This is a genomic window from Pseudonocardia yuanmonensis, from assembly GCF_039542425.1.
Classification (GTDB): Bacteria; Actinomycetota; Actinomycetes; order Mycobacteriales; family Pseudonocardiaceae; genus Pseudonocardia; species Pseudonocardia yuanmonensis.
Genome location: NZ_BAABIC010000001.1, coordinates 292,591 through 312,056 on the forward strand (window position 1 = coordinate 292,591; position 19,466 = coordinate 312,056).

The window sequence follows — 19,466 nt, forward strand, 5'->3', positions numbered from 1 at the left end:
CTCGTGGCGAAACGTGATATCACTTTGCTATGGTGAGCATGTCACGAAAGGAGCCCGCCGTGTCCGACTCCCCCGCCGCCCCGCCCGTCCTCCCCGCCCCCGACCTCCCCGACATGCCGCAGCCGCGCGTCGAGGAGCGCCCGCTCACCGGGGCCGGCGGCTTCGGCATGCTCGCCGTGGTGGTGGTGCTCGTCCTCGGCGGCATCGCCCTGCTGGCCCTGACCGCCGTGCTCGGCCCGCTCGCCACCGGGCTGGGTGCCACGGCACTCGTCATCGGCCTCGTCCTGGCCGGTGGCCTCACCGCCGTCGCGCCGGGCGAGGCGCGCGTGGTGCAGCTGTTCGGCCGCTACCTCGGCACGATCCGCACCAGCGGCTTCCGCTGGCTCAACCCGTTCACGCAGCGGCGCAAGATCTCCACCCGCATCCGCAACCACGAGACCGAGCTGGCCAAGGTCAACGACGCCGACGGGAACCCGATCGAGATCGCCGCGGTGGTCGTCTGGCAGGTCCGGGACACCGCGAAGGCGAGCTTCGAGGTCGACGACTTCGTCGAGTTCGTCGCCATCCAGTCCGAGACCGCGGTCCGGCACATCGCGACCAGCTACCCGTACGACAACCAGGGCGCGCCCGGCCTGTCCCTGCGCGACAACGCCGACGAGATCACCGGGCGGCTGTCCACGGAGATCGCGGCGCGGGTCGAGTCGGCCGGCGTCGCCGTGATCGAGTCCCGCATCACCCGGCTCTCCTACGCCCCGGAGATCGCCCAGGCGATGCTGCGCCGCCAGCAGGCCGGTGCCGTCGTCGCGGCGCGGGAGAAGATCGTCGACGGCGCGGTGGGCATGGTCAAGCAGGCCCTCGACCGGCTCAGCGAGCAGGACGTGGTGGACCTCGACGAGGAGCGCAAGGCCAGCATGGTCAGCAACCTGCTGGTGGTGCTCTGCGGCGACCGCGACACCCAGCCCGTCGTCAACACGGGCTCGCTCTACTCCTGAGCCGGATGCCCGCCGAGCGCAAGAAGATCCTGCTGCGCCTCGACCCGGCCGTGCACGACGCGCTCGTCCGCTGGGCCGACGACGAGCTGCGCAGCACCAACGCCCAGATCGAGTTCCTGCTCCGCCGGGCGTTGGCGGACGCCGGCCGGCTGCCGGGCGGCGCCGCGCCGATGCGCCGGCCCGGGCGACCCCGCCGGGAGGAGCGCGAGCCCGGGCCGGACGACTGAGCCCCATCGACCCCGGAGGAGACCCCGTGCCGACCACCCCGATCTCCCTGCCGGAGCGGCTCTACCTGCTGGGTTACGACCCGCAGCGGAAGCGGTTCACCGGCTCCGGCGAGCGCGGCTGCCTGCTCCGTGCCGCGGCCCTGACCGAGCTGCTCGCGGCCGGGGCGCTGCGCGACGAGGGCGGCAAGGCCGTCGCCGTCCCGCGCGCGACGCCGCCCGCGGACCCGCTGCTCGCGCAGGTGCTCGAGGAGGTCGCCGGGGACACCCGTCCGCGGTCCTGGCAGCACTGGGTGCGGCGCCGCGCCCGGCACGCCCCCGGCCTGGTGCGCGACCGGCTCGCGGCGGCCCGCTGGCTGCGCGTCGAACCGCACCGTGTCCTCGGGATCTTCCCCGGCCACAGCGTGACGGTGCGGGACACCCGGGCGGTCCGGAGGCTCGCCGACTCCGCCCGGGCGGCCCTGCACGGCACCCGGCCCGAGGAGGTGGCCGAGGCCGACGCGGCCGCCGTCGCCCTGGCCGCCGCCGCCCGCCTCCGCACGGTCGTGAGCCGGGCCGACGGGAAGCGGCGCCGGGACCGCATCGACGCCCTCACCGCCCGCACCGGCCCCGTCCCGAAGGTCCTGCGCAAGGTGGTCGACGCGAGCCGAGCCGCCACCGTCGCCGCGTCGTCCGGCGGCGGGTGAGGATCAGTTGACCCGCTTCTCCCGGCCCTTCCAGAAGGGCTCGCGCAGGGCGTACTTCTCGATCTTCCCCGTGGCCGTGCGCGGGAGCGCGTCCGTGAACTCCACGCGCCTCGGGCACTTGAACCCGGCCAGCCGCTCCCGGCAGTGGGCCACGAGGTCGTCGGCAGTGGCCGTGTCGTCCTCGAGGACCACGATCGCGGTGACGAGCTCGCCCCACGTGTCGTCGGGGATGCCGATGACCGCCGCCTCGCGTACCGCGGGGTGCGCGGTGAGGGCGTCCTCGACCTCGATGGAGGACACGTTCTCGCCCCCGCTGACGATCACGTCCTTCTTCCGGTCGGAGATCGTGAGGTAGCCGTCGGCGAGGCTGCCGCCGTCGCCGGTGTGGAACCAGCCACCCGCGAGGGCGCGCGCCGTCTCCTCCGGCTTGTCCCAGTAGCCGTCGAGGTTGTGGTTGGTCCGGGTGAGCACCTCGCCGTCGTCGGCGACCCGGAGCCGGACGCCCAACGCCGGGGCCCCGGCCCGGCCGAGCCGGCGGGCCCGGCGCAGCGGGTCGAGGTCGCGCCACTCCGCCCGCATCCGGTTCACGGTCAGCAGCGGGGAGGTCTCGGTGAGCCCGTAGATCTGGACGAACTCCCAGCCCAGCTCCTCGTCCGTCCGCTCGATCAACCGGGTCGGCGGCGGCGCCCCGGCCACGACCACCCGGACCCGGCCCCGCCCGGGCACGGGGCCGTCCCACGCCGACGCCGCGTCCAGGACCGCGGAGACGACGGCGGGCGCGCCGCACAGCAGGGTCACCCCGTGCCGGTCGATCCGGTGGAGGATCTCCGCGCCGTCGACCTTGCGGAGCACCACGTGCCGGCCGCCGACGCCGGTCAGCGCGTACGGCAGGCCCCACCCGTTGGCGTGGAACATCGGCAGCGTGTGCAGCAGGACGTCGTCGTCGGTCAGGGCGAGGTGCAGCCCGAAGACGACGGCGTTGAGCCACAGGTTGCGGTGGGTGAGCTGCACGCCCTTCGGGCGCGCGGTGGTGCCCGAGGTGTAGTTGAGCGTCGCGGTCGCCGACTCCGCGATCGGGTGCTCGATCGGCTCGTGGGCGCGGTCGAAGATCGTGTCGTCGTCCTCGCCGAGGACCAGGACGTGCTTCGCGGTCGTCGCCTCCCGCAGGTGTGCGAGCTCGGGGTCGAGGAGCAGGACCTCGGTCCCGCTGTCGCGGACGATGTGGTCCACCTCGGGCGCGGTGAGCCGGAAGTTGACCGGGACCAGGACGCGGCCCCACCCGGACACCCCGAAGAAGGAGACCAGCAGCCGCGCCGCGTTCTGGGACACGATCGCCACGCGGCCGCCGGCCGGCACACCGAGCCCGTCGAGTCCGGCCGCCTGGGCGCGGGCCAGCCGCGCCACGTCCCGGTAGGTCACCGCTCCCCAGGACGGCGCGGGCTGCCGGGGCTCGTCGACGATCCCGACCCGGTCGGGGTAGACGAGCTCGGCCCGGTCGAGGAAGTCCCGGACGGCCAGGTCGACGAACATCGCGATCACATCCCTCTCGTCGCGGACGGCCGCGACGCTCGCGCCCTCGCGCCCGACACGACCAGGGCCGGACGGCCCGGCGGTCGCGGCGCGCTCCGACCTGAGAAACCGGGCCGGCCCGGATAGAGTCCGCAACCGATGAGTGAGACGGTCGAGACGGACAGCGGCGAGGTCGTCGTCAACGAGCCCGGTGCCGAGGACTACGCACACGCGCGCGCCCTCGAGGTGGACTCGGAGTGGTTCAAGACCGCCGTGTTCTACGAGGTCCTCGTCCGGGCGTTCGCCGACTCGAACCGGGACGGCTTCGGCGACCTGCGCGGGCTCACCGAGAAGCTGGACTACCTCCATTGGCTCGGGGTGGACTGCCTCTGGCTCCCACCCTTCTACGACTCGCCGCTGCGGGACGGCGGGTACGACATCCGGGACTTCCGCGCGGTGCTGCCGGAGTTCGGCACCGTCGACGACTTCGTCGTGCTCCTCGACGAGGCGCACAAGCGCGGCATCCGGGTGATCACCGACCTCGTCATGAACCACACCTCGGACCAGCACCCCTGGTTCGAGGCCTCGCGGCGGGACCCCGAGGGCCCGTACGGCGACTTCTACGTCTGGTCGGACGACGACACCCGCTACCCCGAGGCGCGGATCATCTTCGTCGACACCGAGTCCTCGAACTGGACCTACGACCCGGTCCGCGGGCAGTTCTACTGGCACCGCTTCTTCTCCCACCAGCCGGACCTGAACTACGACAACCCGGCCGTGCAGGAGGCGATGATCGACGTCCTGCGGTTCTGGCTGGACCTCGGGATCGACGGCTTCCGGCTCGACGCCGTGCCCTACCTCTACGAGCGCGAGGGCACGAACTGCGAGAACCTCACCGAGACGCACGCGTTCCTCAAGCGCTGCCGCAAGGTGATGGACGACGAGTACCCGGGCCGGGTCATGCTCGCCGAGGCCAACCAGTGGCCGTCGGACGTCGTGGAGTACTTCGGCGACCCGGCCGTCGGCGGCGACGAGTGCCACATGGCGTTCCACTTCCCGCTGATGCCGCGCATCTTCATGGCGGTCCGCCGCGAGAACCGCTTCCCGATCTCCGAGATCCTGGCCCAGACGCCCGCGATCCCGTCCAACGCGCAGTGGGGCATCTTCCTGCGCAACCACGACGAGCTCACGCTCGAGATGGTCAGCGACGAGGAACGCGACTACATGTACGCGGAGTACGCCAAGGACCCGCGGATGAAGGCGAACATCGGCATCCGCCGCCGGCTCGCCCCGCTGCTGGAGAACGACCGCAACCAGCTCGAGCTGTTCACGGCGCTGCTGCTCTCGCTGCCCGGCTCCCCCGTCCTCTACTACGGCGACGAGATCGGCATGGGCGACAACATCTGGCTCGGCGACCGGGACGCGGTCCGCAGCCCGATGCAGTGGACCCCGGACCGCAACGCCGGGTTCTCGATGTGCGACCCGGGCCGGCTCTACCTGCCGATCATCATGGACCCGGTGTACGGCTACCAGGCGGTCAACGTCGAGGCGCAGTCGAACTCGTCGACGTCGCTGCTGCACTGGACCCGGCACATGATCGAGATCCGGAAGCGCCACCACGCCTTCGGCCTCGGCGACTTCCACGAGCTCGGCGGGTCCAACCCGTCCGTGCTGGCGTACACCCGCACGGACGGGGAGGACACCGTCCTGTGCGTGAACAACATGAGCCGGTTCCCGCAGCCGGTCGAGCTCGACCTCTCGGCCTGGGAGGGGCACGTGCCGTGGGAGCTCACCGGTGGGGTGCCCTTCCCGCGGATCGGCCAGCTGCCGTTCCTGCTGACCCTGCCGGGCCACGGGTTCTACTGGTTCGCGATCAAGCCCGCGGAGGACACCGCATGACGGCGCTCGCCGAGGAGCTCCCCACCCACCTGCCCGACTACCTGGCGCGCCAGCGCTGGTTCCCGGCGAAGGGCAGGCCGGTCGAGAACGTCGCCGTCGCCGGCGCGACCGGGCTGATCGACGAGGGGGAGCTGCTCCTCGACCTGTGCCTGGTGCGCGTCGCCTTCGCCGACGCGAGCGCGCCCGAGCACTACCAGCTGCTGGTCGGGCGGCGGCACCAGCCGGCGCCGGACCTGGAGTACGCCACGATCGGCACGGTGGGCGACCGGATCGCCTACGACGCGATGTGGGACCACGAGGCGACCGCCTTCCTGCTCGACGCGATCCGGGAGGGCCGCACCTACGGCGACGTCCGGTTCGTGCCCGAGCCCGGCGCCGACATCCCCGTCGGGGTCCCCGGGCGCATCCTCGGGGTGGAGCAGTCGAACACCTCGGTCGCCTACGGGGACCGGAGCATCTTCAAGCTGTTCCGCCGGGTCGCGCCCGGGCTGAACCCGGACCTGGAGCTGCACCGCGCGCTGCGGTCGGTGGGCAGCGAGCAGGTGGCGTCCCTGCAGGGCGCGATCGAGGGCACGCTCCCGCTCGACGGGAGCACCGAACCGGCCACGCTCGGCATGCTGCAGGACTTCAAGTCCAACTCGGCCGAGGGCTGGGCGATGGCCCTGACCAGCGTCCGGGACCTCTTCGCCGAGGGCGACCTGTACGCCAACGAGGTCGGCGGCGACTTCGCCGGCGAGGCGCGGCGGCTCGGCGAGACCGTCGCCGTCGTGCACAAGGAGCTGGCCGAGGCCCTGGGCACGAGCACCCGGGCGGCCGACGAGCTGCGGGCCGCGCTGACCGCCCGGCTCACCGAGGCCGCGGCACAGGTGCCGGCGCTGGGCGGGCACGTCGACGGCATCCGCGCCGTGTACGACGCGCTGACCGGCGAGATCCCCACCCAGCGGGTGCACGGCGACCTGCATCTCGGGCAGACGCTGCGCACCCCGCGCGGCTGGCTGCTGATCGACTTCGAGGGCGAGCCGTCGGCGCCGCTGACCGAGCGGACCCGGATGGACTCCCCGCTGCGGGACGTCGCCGGCATGCTGCGGTCCTTCGACTACGCCGTCTACCACCAGGTCACCCAGGCCGACACCGACGAGCACGAGCAGCAGCAGCTCTTCCACCGTGCCGACGAGTGGGCCGTGCGCAACCGCTCCGCGTTCTGCGACGGCTACGCGTTCGCCGCCGGCCGGGACCCGCGCGCGGAGGCCGCGGTGCTGCGGGCCTACGAGCTGGACAAGGCGGTCTACGAGGTCGTCTACGAGACCCGCTCCCGTCCGAGCTGGGCCACCATCCCGCTCACCTCGATCGCCCGGCTGGTCGAGGAGGCGCAGGAGAAGGGCGTGGACACCGCCGACCCGGAGTCGGACCCGCACATCTCGCTCTAGGGGACGAGATCGTTCCCGGGCCGCCCGAAAGCGGGCCGGACGAGGTTTAGCCAAGAGCCACAACCCGTTCGGCGGACCACAGTGGGCGCGTCCCGACCGTCCGCAATAGGGTTTCCGGGTGGCACACGAGGACACCCGCACGATCGACCCCTGCCCCCCGGACCAGGCGACGACCGACCGGCTCCTGGGTGGTGCCCACCACAATCCGCACGGGGTGCTGGGCGCGCACCCGATGGCCGGCGGCGGCACAGTCGTCCGCGTGCTGCGCCCCCACGCCGCCGAGGTGTGGGTGCTGCGGGGCGGCGACCCGGACGACGCGCACCCCCTGGTCAAGGTGCACGACGCCGGCCTGTTCTCCGGCGTCGTCGACGGGACCGGCTGGGACTACACGATCCGCGTCCGCTACGGCGACCGCGTCGACGTCACGGACGACCCGTACCGCTGGCTCCCGACCCTGGGCGAGGTCGACCTCCACCTGATCGGCGAGGGCCGCCACGAGCGGCTCTGGGACGTGCTCGGCGCGCACGTGCGCACCTACGACACCTCCTCCGGCCAGATCACCGGCACCAGCTTCGCGGTGTGGGCGCCGAACGCGCAGGGCGTGCGCGTGACCGGCGACTTCGACGGCTGGGCGGGCTGGGCGCACCCGATGCGCTCGCTCGGCGGCGCCGGCGTCTGGGAGATCTTCGTGCCCGGCGTGGGCGTCGGGACGCGGTACAAGTACCGGATCCTGGGTCGGGACGGGGTGTGGCGCGACAAGGCGGACCCGCTGGCGTTCGCCACCGAGGTCCCGCCCGCCACGGCGTCCGTGGTCACCACGCGGAGCCACGAGTGGGGCGACGAGGAGTGGATGGCCGCGCGGGCCGTCCGCCAGCCGCACGCCGAGCCCATGAGCGTCTACGAGCTGCACCTCGGCTCGTGGCGGCAGGGCAACGGCTACCGCGAGATCGCCGACCAGCTCGTCGAGTACCTGGGCGAGACGGGCTTCACGCACGTCGAGCTGCTCCCGGTGGCCGAGCACCCGTTCGGCGGCTCCTGGGGCTACCAGGTCTCCGGCTACTACGCGCCGACCTCCCGCTTCGGCACCCCGGACGACTTCCGGTACTTCGTCGACACGCTGCACCGCCACGGCTACGGCGTGATCGTCGACTGGGTGCCGGCGCACTTCCCGCGGGACGAGTGGGCGCTGGCCCGGTTCGACGGCTCGCCGCTCTACGAGCACGCCGACCCCCGCCGCGGCGAGCAGCCGGACTGGGGCACGCTCGTGTTCGACTTCGGCCGTCGCGAGGTGCGGAACTTCCTGGTCGCCAACGCGCTGTACTGGCTCGAGGAGTTCCACATCGACGGGCTGCGGGTCGACGCCGTCGCCTCGATGCTCTACCTCGACTACTCGCGGTCGGACGGGCAGTGGTTGCCCAACCAGTACGGCGGCCGGGAGAACCTCGACGCCGTCTCCTTCCTGCAGGAGATGAACGCGACCGTCTACCGCGAGCACCCGGGCGTGGTGACGATCGCCGAGGAGTCCACGGCCTGGCCGGGCGTCACGCGGCCCACCTACATGGGCGGGCTCGGCTTCGGGTTCAAGTGGAACATGGGCTGGATGCACGACACGCTCGACTACACCGGGCGCGACCCCATCCACCGCAGCTACCACCACAACCAGATGACCTTCTCGCTGATGTACGCGTTCAGCGAGAACTACGTCCTGCCGATCAGCCACGACGAGGTCGTGCACGGCAAGGGCTCGCTGTGGACCCGCATGCCGGGCGACGACTGGAACAAGGCCGCCAACGTCCGCGCGCTGCTCGCCTTCATGTGGGCGCACCCGGGCAAGCAGCTGCTGTTCATGGGCCAGGAGTTCGGCCAGGTCCGCGAGTGGTCCGAGGAGCGCTCGCTGGACTGGGACCTGCTGGCGGACCGGCTGCACGGCGGCATCAAGTCGCTGGTCGGCGACCTGAACCGCACCTACCGGGAGCACCCGGCGCTGTGGACGGCCGACCACTCGCCCGAGGGCTTCTCGTGGATCGACGCGAACGACGCCGCGGGCAACGTCCTGAGCTTCCTGCGGCAGGGCACCGACCACGACGGCCGCCCGGCGGTCCTGGCGTGCATCGCCAACTTCTCCGGCCAGCCGCACGAGAACTACCGGGTCGGGCTGCCGTTCGCGGGTCGCTGGCGGGAGCTGGTCAACACGGACGCGGAGAGCTACGGCGGCTCCGGGGTGGGCAACCTCGGCGCCGTCGAGGCGGAGCGGGTCGTGTGGCACGGGCGGCCCGCGTCGGCCGTGCTGCGGCTGCCCCCGGCGGGCGTGGTGTGGCTGGTGCCGGCGGAGACCGGCGGCCCGGTGCACCCGAAGCGGCCCGTCCGGTCCGCGGCGACCGAGCCGGCCGTCGAGGCGCCGCCCGCCGGCGCGGCGCACTCCCCCGACCTGGCGCGGGGCGTTCCGCCGGCACCGGAGATCGGCCCGGCGGACGAGGACTCCCGGGACATCTGAGCTCGTCGACGGCGAACGGCACTTTCGCTCACTAGGTATGAGCGGAAGTGCCGTTCGTGGGTCGTGAGCGAGGGTGCCGTTCGCTCAGTAGGTCTGAGCGAGGGTGCCGTTCGTCCGGGCGGGGGTCGGGGCGCTCGGGGCGGCGCGGAGCAGGGTGATCCAGTAGGCCAGGAGGATCGCGCAGTAGAGGCTGCGGCCCAGCGGCGTCCACGGGTCCGCCGGGGTCCAGAGGTCGCCCCAGGACACCGGGACCAGCGGCAACGCCAGCAGCGCGGCCACCCACGCCCGGCGCACGCTCCCCGCGGCAGAGGCCGACACCACCGCCAGGACGCCCGGCCACAGCAGCAGCACGTAGTTGTGCCAGGAGATCGGCGACATCAGCAGGCCCGCGGCGATCACCGCCCAGGGCGCGGTGCCGGCGGGGTCGACCGTTCCGGTCCGGGTGCGCCGTGCGAGCCAGACGAGCGTGCCGATCAGCACGGCCGCCCCCAGCACCGTGCCGACGGCCGACGGCAGGCCGAGCCGCAGCGCCTCACCGGGCAGGGCGGCGTTGTCCAGGACGTCCGGCACCGGCTCGCCGAACCCGATCCGCAGCCACTCCAGCGCGCTCGACGGGCCGGCCGCCAGCGCCCCCACGAGCGTGGCGACGACGGCGCCGCCGATCCCCGCCCAGAAGGGCCGCCAGCGCAGCTGGACGGCCGGGAGCAGCAGGACCGGCGCGAGCGAGGGCTTGAGCGCGACGGTGACGCCGTAGAGCGCCCCGGCGAGCAGCGGGTGCCCGCGGCGCTCGGCGACCCAGCCCGCGACCAGCCCGACCAGCAGCAGACCGTAGATCTGGCCGAGGTAGAGCGTGCCGTGCAAGGGCGAGGAGGCGAGCATCGCCAGCGTGGCGCCCGCCGTCCACCACCGGGACAGCCGCAGCTCGCGGCACACCACGAGCACGGCACCGACGACGAGCAGCAGGGTGAACCCGGCGAACACCCGGTAGGCCAGCACGACGTCGAGGCCCGCGAACGGGGCCAGCAGCAGGCTGAGCAGTGGCGGGTTGAGATTGCGCAGCTTCGCGGGCGTCGCGTAGATGTCGCCGCCCTGGGTCAGGGCGACCGCGGAGTGCCAGAAGGTGTCGAAGTCGGCGTGCAGCTCCCGCATGTCCGTCGACGCCAGACCGAGGACCAGCCAGTTGTGGTGCGTGGCGTGCAGGACGGCGGTCAGCGCGAGCGCCGCCGCCGCGAGCACGACCGCGCCGACGCGGGCCGCCGGCCACCGCCGGGCCGGGGGCCGCGGCGGATCCGCGACGGGCTGCGGGCTGGTCGTGGACACGGACGCCGACGGTAGTCGGCGGGCACCGCGTCCGGCCGCCCGCCCCGGCCGGCCCGGGAGCGCGCTCAGAAGAGCGCGCGGGCCAGGGCGCGACGGGCGGTGCTCACCCGCGGGTCGTCCGCCGGGAACAGCTCGAACAGTCCGACGAGGTGGCTGCGGACCTTCTCCCGGTCGTCGCCGAAGGTCCGGCCGACGGTGTCGACCAGGCGCCGGAAGGCCGACTCGGCCTTGTCCAGGGCGACCTCGGCGTCGGCCGCGGCGAGCTGGGCGTCGACGTCGTCCGGTGCGGCGTCCGCCCGGCCGATCGCGGACGGGTCCGCCTGCTCGGCGCGAGCCAGGAACCGGACCTGCGAGAGCGCGGCCTGGGCCATCTCGTTGGCGGGCTCCTGGTCGAGGATCTGCTGGTAGGCGGCCTCGGCCTCGGCGTAGTCGCCGCGCTCGAGGGCGTCCTCGGCCGCGGCGAACCGCGGGTCCTCCGGCTCCTCCTCGGGTTCCGCCCCGCCGCCCGCGGCCGCGCGGCGCTCGCCCTCGGCGATGGCGGGCATGCGGTCGCGCAGCGCGTCGAGGATCCGGGCGATCCAGTCCTTGACCTGCGGCTCGGACAGGGCGCCCTGGAACGCGTCGACCGGCTGGCCCGCGACGACCGCGACCACCATCGGGATCGACTGCACGCCGAAGGCCTGCGCGATCCGCGGATTGGCGTCGACGTCGACCTTGGCGAGGATCCAGGCGCCGCCGCTCGCGTTCGCCAGCCGCTCCAGCACCGGCGAGAGCTGCTTGCACGGCTCGCACCAGGTCGCCCACAGGTCGACGACCACCGGGACCTGCAGGGACGCCTCGAGCACGTCCCGCTGGAAGCCCTGCTCGGTGACGTCGACGACGTACCGGCCACCCCCGCCGTCCGGGGAGCCCGGGGAGCCCGGCGCGCCCTGGGCCGTGCTCCGGGCGCCGCCCGCCGCCTGCTGGCGGGCCGCGGCCTCGGAACGGGCCTTCAGCGCGGAGAGGTCGACGGCGCCCGCCAACGCGGACGACAGGGCCGCCGTCTGAGCTGCCTGACGAGGATCGGGTCGCGACACGCCGTCCATCCTGGCACGATCGCCACCCGGCCCGCCCGTCGCCCACCGCACGGACCGCCGGTCGGTCACGCGGGGCGTGTCGACACGAGCGGGCGCATCCCCATCGGGTTCTGCGGCAGGAAGTCGCCCGCGGCGAGGACCCGCTCGACCAGCGGGCCGGCCAGCGCGACCAGGCGCTCCGCCCGCGCGTCGCCGAGTGCCCGCCAGGCCTCGTCGGCGAGCGCGTCCGTGCGCGCCTCGACCTCGGCGCAGAGGGCCCGGCCGGCGCCGGTCAGCACGGTGTCGGCGACGTCCTCGCCGCCCGGCGCCGGCTCCACCAGCCCCCGGTCGGCGAGCCGGGCCCGCGCCGCCTCCCACTCCTCGACGGTCCAGCCGCGCCGCTCACGCAGCCAGTCCCCCGGCAGCTCCTGCGCCCCCGCGAACACCACGAGCGCCTCCACCGGGTCGATCCCCGCGGCGACCAGGGCCGCGACGTGCCCGTCGCCGCGCTGCTCGCGCAGGATCGTCTGCGCTTGCCAGAGCACGAGGTGCGGGGCGTCCGGCCAGGGCAGGGCCGCGTTGGCCGCGGCCAGCGCCCGCCCGGCCGTCGAGACCGAACCGGCCGCCTCGCGCGCCAGCTCCGCCGCCTCGGCCACCTCGCCGGACCCGGTGAGCTCGCCCAGCGAGCGCCGCAGGGCGGCGTCGACGGCCGCGAGCCGGGCGTCGAGGAGCTGCGCGGGCGACGCGACCGACCAGACCTCGGGCACGGACCGGGCCACGAAGCCCGGGGCGAAGTTGTAGAACAGCGCGGCCACGACCTCGGCCGGCACGGGGCCGAGCGGTGCGGCGCGCTGGCCGAAGTAGCCGCGCCAGAAGCCGCGCACACCCAGGGCCTCACCCGCCGCGCGGGCCTCCGGGGCGAAGTAGGTCACCGCGTGCAACGGCTCCAGGGCCCGCCACAGCCGCCGTGCCCGGTGCTCCCCCTCCGCGGCGTCCGTGCTGGTCGCAGGCCTCGTCCCGGTCGTCATCGCGCCTCCCGTGCTCGATCTCCCCGCGACCGTAGGACGCCCGACCATCGCGGGGCCAGGGCCGCGCGTTGGGCCGATCCGGTGGCGGCGCGCACCCGCGGTTCCCGGACCCGCGACCCCGATCACCGGACCGGCGGAGCACCAGCGGCGGCGCGCACTCGTTGATCCCGGCGAGAGGACGGCACGTCACCGGACGTGCACGCCGGACGGATCCGCCCCGGGCCCGTCCCCCGACCGGAGGATGCGATGAGCCAGGAGAACACCGTCGCCGACCGCCTGCTGGCGGAAGCGCGAAAGAAGACCGCCCGCCGGCAGAGCCCCGCGCTGGGCAAGGTGGCGCTGATCATCGGCATCGTCGCGCTGGTCGCGAGCCCGATCTCGATCGTCGGCTGGGTCGGCGGGCTCGCCGCGATCGGGGTCGGCATCGCCGCGGTGCGCAACCCGGACACCGCGAAGCTCGCCAAGATCGCGATGGGTCTCGGTTTCGCCGCGATCCTCGTCGGCGTGTTCTTCTTCACGCTCAACATCGCCTGACCGGCTACGCGCCGCGGCCGGCAGGGTGCGCCCTGCCGGCCGTCCGCGTTCTCGGAACCTGTCGGAACCTCGCGGGACCTCGCGACGGCGTGCCGAGCCCGGTCGGCGACGCTCAGATGCCGACGAGCAGCTCCGCCAGCTCGGCGGGCCGGGTGAGCATCGGGAAGTGGCCGCCCGGCAGCTCGCGGACCTCGAGGCCCCGGGCGGCGGCGAGCCGGCGGGAGGTCTCCGGGTTCACCACCCGGTCCTCCGCGCAGACCACGGACACCGTCCGCACCGCGGGCCACGCGGTCAGCGGGGTGACCTCCTTGCCGATCGCCCAGGCCTGCGGGCGGAGCTCCGCGATCGCCTCCCGGACGGGGTCCGACGCGCCCAGCTCCTCGGCCACCCCGGCGTAGAGGGACGCCTCGGCCGCCTCCGCCGGCCAGATCGTCGTCCCGCCCGCGCCGCGCTCCTGACCGGGCCCGAACCCCTCAGCCATGATCGTCCGGTCCTCGCGGAGCAGGTCGTCGTGCGCCCGCCCGGGCTCCGGCAGCATCGCCCCGACCAGCACCAGGGCGTGCGCCCGAGGGCCGAGCTCCGCCGCCACCAGCGGCGCGGTGAGCCCGCCCAGCGAGTGCCCGACGACCACGACCGGCCCCTCCGCCGGCGCGGCGGCCAGCGCGGCCGCGGCGTACCCCGCGGCCCCGACCCCGGGCTCGTCGGACGGCAGGTCCGGCGCCGCCGAGGCGCGCCCGCGGGCCCGCAGTTCCGCCTGCAGCGGCGCCCAGCTCGATCCCCGGTGCCAGGCCCCGTGGAGGAGCAGGAAGGCGGGATCAGCCATCCGTGCCGAGCGCCTTCTCGATCCGCTCCACCTTGGCCGAGAGCTGGCCGGTGTACCCGGGCCGGATGTCGGCCTTCAGCACCAGGCTCACCCGCGGGGACCGGGCCTGCACGGCCTCGACCGCGCGGCCCACCACGGCCATCGCCTCGTCCCAGGTCTCGGCCTCGATGGTGGTGAACATCGAGGTGGTCTCGTTGGGCAGGCCGGACTCCCGGACCACGCGGACGGCCTCGGCGACCGCGTCGCCCACGCTGCCGTCGTCCGACGAGCTGCCGGACGGCGCGATGCTGAACGCTACGAGCATGTCGCCAGCCTGCCCCATGATCTCGGGTCGCGGGCGTCCGCCCTGCTAGCGTTCGCGGTCATGGCCGCGCGCGACCCCCTCCCCTTCGACCCGATCGACCGGGCGGCGGAGCTGTGGGCCGAGCGCATCGGGCCGTCGGACACCATGGCGGCCGTCACCAGCGTGATGCGGGTGCAGCAGATCCTGCTCTCCGCCGTCGACGCCGCGCTCAAGCCGCACAATCTCACCTTCGCCCGCTACGAGGCCCTGGTGCTGCTGAGCTTCTCCCGGGCCAAGCGGCTGCCGATGCGGGTGATGGGCGAGCGGCTGCAGCTGCACCCGACCAGCGTCACGAACATCGTCGACCGGCTGCAGGCGGACGGGCTGGTGCGCCGGACCCCGCACCCCACCGACCGCCGCGCGACGCTGGTCGAGATCACGCCCGACGGGCTGGAGCGGCTCGAGCAGGCCACGAAGTCCGTCACCGCCGTCGACTTCGGGCTGGTGGGTCTCGACGCGGAGGGCAAGGCCACGCTCTTCGACCTGCTCGGCCGCATCCGCGCCGCGTCGGGCGACTTCCGCTGAGTCAACGGCGCGACTTCCACTGAGCCAACGGCGCGACTTCCACTGAGCCAACGGCGCTCTCGCTCACATCTAGTGAGCGAGAGCGCCGCTCGCTCACCCGGGTCCGCTCGCTCACCTGGGTCCGCTCGCTCACCCGGGCGGTGAGGCACTAGAGGGAGCCGAGGAGCTCGTCGGCGGCGCGGTAGGGGTCCAGCTCGCCGGCCACGACCTTCTCGGCCAGCGTCTCGAGCGCGGCGCCCCCGCGGACGTCACCGAGCCGTGCGCGGACCTTCTCCAGCCCGATCGCCTCGATCTCGCTCGCCGCCCGGCGACGGCGCCGCCGCGGGCCCTCGCCGGACGACTCGAGCCAGGCACGGTGCTCGTCGATCGCCTCGGCGACCTCGTCCACGCCCTCCCCGCGGGCGGCGACGGTCCGGCACACCGGCGGCTTCCAGGCGTCCCGCCGCTCGCCGAGGGACATCATGTAGCGCAGGTCCCGGACGGTCTGGGCGGCGCCCTCGCGGTCCGCCTTGTTGACCACGAACACGTCCGCGATCTCGAGGATGCCTGCCTTGGCGGCCTGCACGCCGTCGCCCATGCCCGGGGCGAGCAGCACGACCGTGGTGTCGGCGAGCGAGACGACGTCCACCTCGGACTGTCCCACCCCGACGGTCTCGACGAGCACGACGTCGCAACCCGCGGCGTCGAGCACCCGCAGGGCCTGCGGCGTCGCCCAGGCCAGCCCGCCCAGGTGACCCCGGGTGGCCATCGACCGGATGAACACGCCCTCGTCGACCGCGTGGTCGCCCATACGGACCCGGTCGCCCAGCAGGGCGCCGCCGGAGAAGGGCGACGACGGATCGACGGCGAGCACACCGACCCGTTTGCCCTGCTGCCGGAACGCCGCGACGAGCGCGGACGTCGTGGTGGACTTGCCGACGCCCGGTGAGCCGGTGAGCCCGACGACCTGCGCCCGCCCGGTGTGCGGGGCCAGCAGCGCGGCGATCTCGGGCAGGTCCGACGAGCCGCTCTCGACGAGCGAGATCAGCCGGGCGACCGCGCGCTGCTGCCCGTCCAGCGCGCGGTCGACCAGCTCCTGCGGGGACTGCCGGGCCAAGGGATCAGGCCGGGACGCGGAGGATCAGCGCGTCGCCCTGCCCGCCGCCGCCGCACAGCGCGGCCACGCCGACGCCGCCGCCGCGGCGCTTGAGCTCGAGCGCCAGGTGCAGCGTGATCCGGGCACCGGACATGCCGATCGGGTGGCCGAGGGCGATCGCGCCACCGTTGACGTTGACCTTCTCCTCGTCGATGCCCAGCTTGCGCGAGGAGACCAGGCCGACCGCGGCGAACGCCTCGTTGATCTCGACCAGGTCGAGCTCCTTGGGGTCGACGCCCTCCTTGGCGCAGGCCTTGATGATCGCGTTGGCCGGCTGCTCGTGCAGGCTCGCGTCCGGCCCGGCGACCACGCCGTGCGCGCCGATCTCGGCCAGCCAGCTCAGGCCCAGCTCCTCGGCCTTGGCCTTGCTCATCACGACGACCGCGCACGCGCCGTCCGAGATCTGCGAGGACGAGCCCGCGGTGATGGTGCCGTCCGCGGAGAAGGCCGGGCGCAGCTTCGCCAGGCTCTCGCCGGTGGTGTCGCCCCGGACGCCCTCGTCCTGCGCGAACACGATCGGGTCGCCCTTGCGCTGCGGGATCTCGACGGGGGTGATCTCCTCGTCGAACACGCCGTTCTTGGCGGCCTCGGCGGCGCGCTGGTGCGAACGGGCGGCGAAGGCGTCCTGGTCCTCCCGGGTGACGTCGAAGCGGCTGTTGTACTTCTCCGTCGACGCGCCCATCGCGCACTGGTCGAAGGCGCAGAACAGCCCGTCGTGGGACATGCTGTCGATCAGCGTGGCGTCGCCGAACTTCGTGCCCTCGCGGGACTTCGGCAGCAGGTGCGGGGCCTGGGTCATCGACTCCTGGCCGCCCGCGACCACGATGTCGAACTCGCCGGCCCGGATGAGCTGGTCGGCCAGGGCGATCGCGTCGATGCCCGAGAGGCAGACCTTGTTGACGGTGAGCGCCGGGACGTCCATCGGGATGCCCGCGGCGACGGCGGCCTGCCGGGCCGGGATCTGCCCGGCGCCCGCGGTGAGCACCTGACCCATGATCACGTACTCGACCTGCTCGGGGGCCACGCCGGCCTTCTCCAGCGCGCCCTTGATGGCGAAGCCGCCGAGCTGCGCGCCCGAGAAGCCCTTCAGCGACCCGAGCAGCCGGCCGACCGGCGTACGGGAACCAGCGACGATCACGGACTGCGCCACGACGACCTCCAGCAACTGCGTTGGCACACGGGTTTGGCACCTGGGATTGGCACGGACCATACCCGCCGGTCACAGGCCGGGAGACGGGCCGAACGGAGGGGGTGAGCAGCCACACACGGGCCCACGACCGCGAACGAGCATTACATTCCCGGGGCATGACGGCACAGACGGAATCGGCCCACGGCGCGCTCGGATCCCTGCTGACCCAGATCGACCACGTCGGCATCGCGGTCGCCGACCTCGACGAGGCCATCGCCTGGTACCACGACGTGTTCGGCCTGGTGAACACGCACGAGGAGGTCAACGAGGAGCAGGGCGTGCGCGAGGCGATGCTCGCCGCCCCCGGCACCGATCCCGCCTCGAGCACCCGCATCCAGCTGCTGGCCCCGCTGCGCCCGGACTCGACGATCGCGAAGTTCCTCGACCGCAACGGGCCGGGCCTGCAGCAGCTCGCCTACCGGGTCACCGACATCGAGGCCGCGATGGAGGCGCTCAAGGCCAAGGGCCTGCGCCTGCTCTACCCGGAGCCGCGGCGCGGCACCGCGGACTCGCGGATCAACTTCGTGCACCCGAAGGACGCCGGCGGCGTGCTCGTCGAGCTCGTGGAGCCGGCGGCCGGCGGGCACTGACCGGTTGAGCGAACGGCACTCCCGCTCACTCCTACTGAGCGAACGGCACTCCCGCTCACTCCTACTGAGCGAACGGCACTTTCGCTCACACCTAACGCGCGAACGGGCCGTTCGTGCATGACGCAGCCCCTCCGATCAGGCGGTTTCCCCCCGATCGGAGGGGTTGCTTCATTGATCCAGTCGGTGGCCTGCGTCACGATCGCCCCCATCGTCGGAGTGTGCCGACACAATGCCTCGGGTACCATACTGATCGGTAACTGATCGGTATCCCAAGCAAGACACACGACTCACGCCACCGGAGGCCAGGCCGTGCAGGAGATCCTCGACGCCATCCTTGCCGAGCGTTTCGACGCCGTCGGCGAGCTGTCAGTGCCGGACCACTACCAGGCGATGACGGTCCACGCGGACGAGACGGAGATGTTCGACGGCATCGCCACCCGCGACAAGGACCCGCGCAAGAGCCTGCACCTCGACAGCGTCCCGACGCCGGAGCTCGGCCCGGGCGAGGCGCTCGTGGCGGTGATGGCCAGCGCGATCAACTACAACACCGTCTGGACCTCGATCTTCGAGCCGCTGTCCACCTTCGGCTTCCTCAAGCGCTACGGGCGCGAGTCCGAGCTGGCCAAGCGGCACGACCTGCCGTACCACATCGTCGGGTCCGACCTGGCCGGCGTGGTCGTGCGGACCGGCGCCGGGGTCAACGCCTGGAAGCCGGGCGACCGCGTGGTGGCGCACTGCCTGTCCGTCGAGCTGGAGAGCCCGGACGGGCACGGCGACACGATGATGGACCCGCAGCAGCGGATCTGGGGCTTCGAGACCAACTTCGGCGGCCTCGCGCAGCTCGCGCTTGTCAAGTCCAACCAGCTCATGCCCAAGCCCGAGCACCTGACCTGGGAGGAGGCGGCGAGCCCCGGCCTGGTCAACTCCACGGCGTACCGCCAGCTGGTCTCCCGCAACGGTGCGGACATGAAGCAGGGCGACACCGTCCTGATCTGGGGCGCGAGCGGCGGGCTCGGCTCCTACGCCACCCAGTTCGCGCTCAACGGCGGCGCCACGCCGGTCTGCGTCGTCTCCTCGCCGGAGAAGGCGGAGATCTGCCGGTCGATGGGCGCCGAGCTGGTCATCGACCGCAACGCCGAGGGCTACAAGTTCTGGAAGGACCCGCAGACCCAGGACCCGAAGGAGTGGAAGCGCTTCGGGGCCCGGATCCGCGAGCTCACCGGCGGCGACGACCCGGACATCGTCTTCGAGCACCCGGGCCGGGAGACCTTCGGCGCGTCGGTCTACTGCGCGCGCAAGGGCGGCACGATCGTGACCTGCGCGTCGACCTCCGGGTACATGCACGAGTACGACAACCGCTACCTGTGGATGAACCTGAAGCGGATCGTCGGCTCGCACTTCGCGAACTACCGCGAGGCGTGGGAGGCCAACCGGCTCATCGACAAGGGCCTGATCCACCCGACGCTGTCCAAGGTGTACCCGCTCGCCGACACCGGCCAGGCGGCGTACGACGTCCACCAGAACGCCCACCAGGGCAAGGTCGGCGTGCTCGCGCTGGCGCCCGAGGAGGGGCTGGGCGTGACGAACCCGGAGAAGCGCGCCAAGCACCTCGAGGCGATCAACCGCTTCCGCGGGGTCTGAGCACCACCTGAGATCGGCACCGTGGCTCCGTGACGCACCTCCGCGTGCGTCA

At 73.3% G+C, this 19,466-nt stretch carries 18 protein-coding genes; 10 read left to right on the forward strand and 8 right to left on the reverse strand.

What is annotated here, in order from left to right; all coding sequences use genetic code 11:
* The first annotated feature begins 113 nt into the window (after nt 1-113).
* The 3 genes from ABD990_RS01325 to ABD990_RS01335 are packed head-to-tail and all read left to right on the forward strand — an operon-like array spanning nt 114 to nt 1,902.
* Nucleotides 114-992 carry an SPFH domain-containing protein gene (locus tag ABD990_RS01325; RefSeq protein WP_345378004.1) on the forward strand — a complete coding sequence of 293 codons (879 nt, stop codon included), beginning with the start codon at nt 114-116 and terminating at the stop codon, nt 990-992.
* Nucleotides 993-997: 5 nt separating this feature from the next.
* Complete coding sequence (locus ABD990_RS01330; RefSeq protein ID WP_345377758.1) at nt 998-1,219, forward strand: type II toxin-antitoxin system antitoxin; 222 nt, start codon at nt 998-1,000, stop codon at nt 1,217-1,219.
* Between the two features lie 26 nt (nt 1,220-1,245).
* The gene (locus tag ABD990_RS01335; RefSeq protein WP_345377759.1) at nt 1,246-1,902 is read left to right on the forward strand and encodes a GOLPH3/VPS74 family protein; all 657 of its coding nucleotides are present in this window, start codon (nt 1,246-1,248) and stop codon (nt 1,900-1,902) included.
* A gap of 3 nt (nt 1,903-1,905) precedes the next feature.
* Here the strand turns inward: ABD990_RS01335 and ABD990_RS01340 are convergent, their stop codons facing one another.
* On the reverse strand, nt 1,906-3,432 hold the full coding sequence (locus ABD990_RS01340) for a class I adenylate-forming enzyme family protein (RefSeq protein ID WP_345378006.1): 1,527 nt from the start codon (nt 3,430-3,432) through the stop codon (nt 1,906-1,908).
* A 138-nt stretch (nt 3,433-3,570) separates the two neighbouring features.
* On the opposite strand from ABD990_RS01340, the gene treS reads away from it, so the two are divergent.
* The 3 genes from treS (at nt 3,571) to glgB (ending at nt 9,231) form a co-directional block, all read left to right on the forward strand.
* Entirely contained in the window at nt 3,571-5,310 is a 1,740-nt protein-coding gene (gene treS / locus ABD990_RS01345) for a maltose alpha-D-glucosyltransferase (protein WP_345377760.1), read from the forward strand.
* Nucleotides 5,307-6,737: a maltokinase N-terminal cap-like domain-containing protein gene (locus ABD990_RS01350; protein ID WP_345377761.1), complete on the forward strand. Its 1,431-nt coding sequence runs from the start codon at nt 5,307-5,309 to the stop codon at nt 6,735-6,737. Before treS ends, ABD990_RS01350 begins: the two co-directional genes overlap by 4 nt.
* A 118-nt stretch (nt 6,738-6,855) precedes the next feature.
* Nucleotides 6,856-9,231, forward strand: coding sequence for a 1,4-alpha-glucan branching protein GlgB (gene glgB, locus ABD990_RS01355; protein WP_345377762.1), 2,376 nt, complete (start codon nt 6,856-6,858; stop codon nt 9,229-9,231).
* Between the two features lie 84 nt (nt 9,232-9,315).
* Here glgB and ABD990_RS01360 read toward each other — a convergent pair whose 3' ends face one another.
* The 3 genes from ABD990_RS01360 to ABD990_RS01370 form a co-directional block, all read right to left on the reverse strand.
* Entirely contained in the window at nt 9,316-10,551 is a 1,236-nt protein-coding gene (locus ABD990_RS01360; protein ID WP_345377763.1) for a glycosyltransferase family 87 protein, read from the reverse strand.
* 65 nt (nt 10,552-10,616) lie between these two features.
* Nucleotides 10,617-11,636 (reverse strand): tetratricopeptide repeat protein, encoded by a 1,020-nt coding sequence (locus ABD990_RS01365; protein WP_345377764.1) that lies wholly within the window; start codon nt 11,634-11,636, stop codon nt 10,617-10,619.
* A gap of 56 nt (nt 11,637-11,692) precedes the next feature.
* A complete protein-coding gene (locus tag ABD990_RS01370) occupies nt 11,693-12,634 on the reverse strand; it encodes an SCO6745 family protein (protein WP_345377765.1) in 942 nt (313 codons plus the stop codon).
* A gap of 246 nt (nt 12,635-12,880) precedes the next feature.
* Here ABD990_RS01370 and ABD990_RS01375 point away from each other — a divergent pair, with 246 nt between their 5' ends.
* Nucleotides 12,881-13,168 carry a hypothetical protein gene (locus ABD990_RS01375; protein WP_345377766.1) on the forward strand — a complete coding sequence of 96 codons (288 nt, stop codon included), beginning with the start codon at nt 12,881-12,883 and terminating at the stop codon, nt 13,166-13,168.
* A gap of 112 nt (nt 13,169-13,280) precedes the next feature.
* Here the strand turns inward: ABD990_RS01375 and ABD990_RS01380 are convergent, their stop codons facing one another.
* Together ABD990_RS01380 and ABD990_RS01385 are read right to left on the reverse strand one after the other, a co-directional pair.
* The gene (locus tag ABD990_RS01380) at nt 13,281-13,991 is read right to left on the reverse strand and encodes an alpha/beta fold hydrolase (RefSeq protein ID WP_345377767.1); all 711 of its coding nucleotides are present in this window, start codon (nt 13,989-13,991) and stop codon (nt 13,281-13,283) included.
* Nucleotides 13,984-14,295, reverse strand: a complete 312-nt coding sequence (locus tag ABD990_RS01385) for a thiamine-binding protein (RefSeq protein WP_232870520.1) — start codon at nt 14,293-14,295, stop codon at nt 13,984-13,986. Before ABD990_RS01385 ends, ABD990_RS01380 begins: the two co-directional genes overlap by 8 nt.
* A 60-nt stretch (nt 14,296-14,355) precedes the next feature.
* Here ABD990_RS01385 and ABD990_RS01390 point away from each other — a divergent pair, with 60 nt between their 5' ends.
* Nucleotides 14,356-14,859, forward strand: a complete 504-nt coding sequence (locus ABD990_RS01390; protein ID WP_345377768.1) for a MarR family winged helix-turn-helix transcriptional regulator — start codon at nt 14,356-14,358, stop codon at nt 14,857-14,859.
* Between the two features lie 148 nt (nt 14,860-15,007).
* On the opposite strand, the gene meaB is transcribed toward ABD990_RS01390, so the two are convergent.
* Both meaB and ABD990_RS01400 read right to left on the reverse strand, forming a co-directional pair.
* Nucleotides 15,008-15,955 carry a methylmalonyl Co-A mutase-associated GTPase MeaB gene (gene meaB, locus ABD990_RS01395; protein WP_345377769.1) on the reverse strand — a complete coding sequence of 316 codons (948 nt, stop codon included), beginning with the start codon at nt 15,953-15,955 and terminating at the stop codon, nt 15,008-15,010.
* A 4-nt stretch (nt 15,956-15,959) separates the two neighbouring features.
* Nucleotides 15,960-17,144, reverse strand: a complete 1,185-nt coding sequence (locus ABD990_RS01400; protein WP_345378007.1) for an acetyl-CoA C-acetyltransferase — start codon at nt 17,142-17,144, stop codon at nt 15,960-15,962.
* 155 nt (nt 17,145-17,299) lie between these two features.
* Here ABD990_RS01400 and mce point away from each other — a divergent pair, with 155 nt between their 5' ends.
* Nucleotides 17,300-17,773, forward strand: coding sequence for a methylmalonyl-CoA epimerase (gene mce, locus ABD990_RS01405; RefSeq protein WP_345377770.1), 474 nt, complete (start codon nt 17,300-17,302; stop codon nt 17,771-17,773).
* A 309-nt stretch (nt 17,774-18,082) separates the two neighbouring features.
* Complete coding sequence (gene ccrA, locus ABD990_RS01410) at nt 18,083-19,414, forward strand: crotonyl-CoA carboxylase/reductase (protein ID WP_345377771.1); 1,332 nt, start codon at nt 18,083-18,085, stop codon at nt 19,412-19,414.
* Nucleotides 19,415-19,466: the final 52 nt, after the last annotated feature.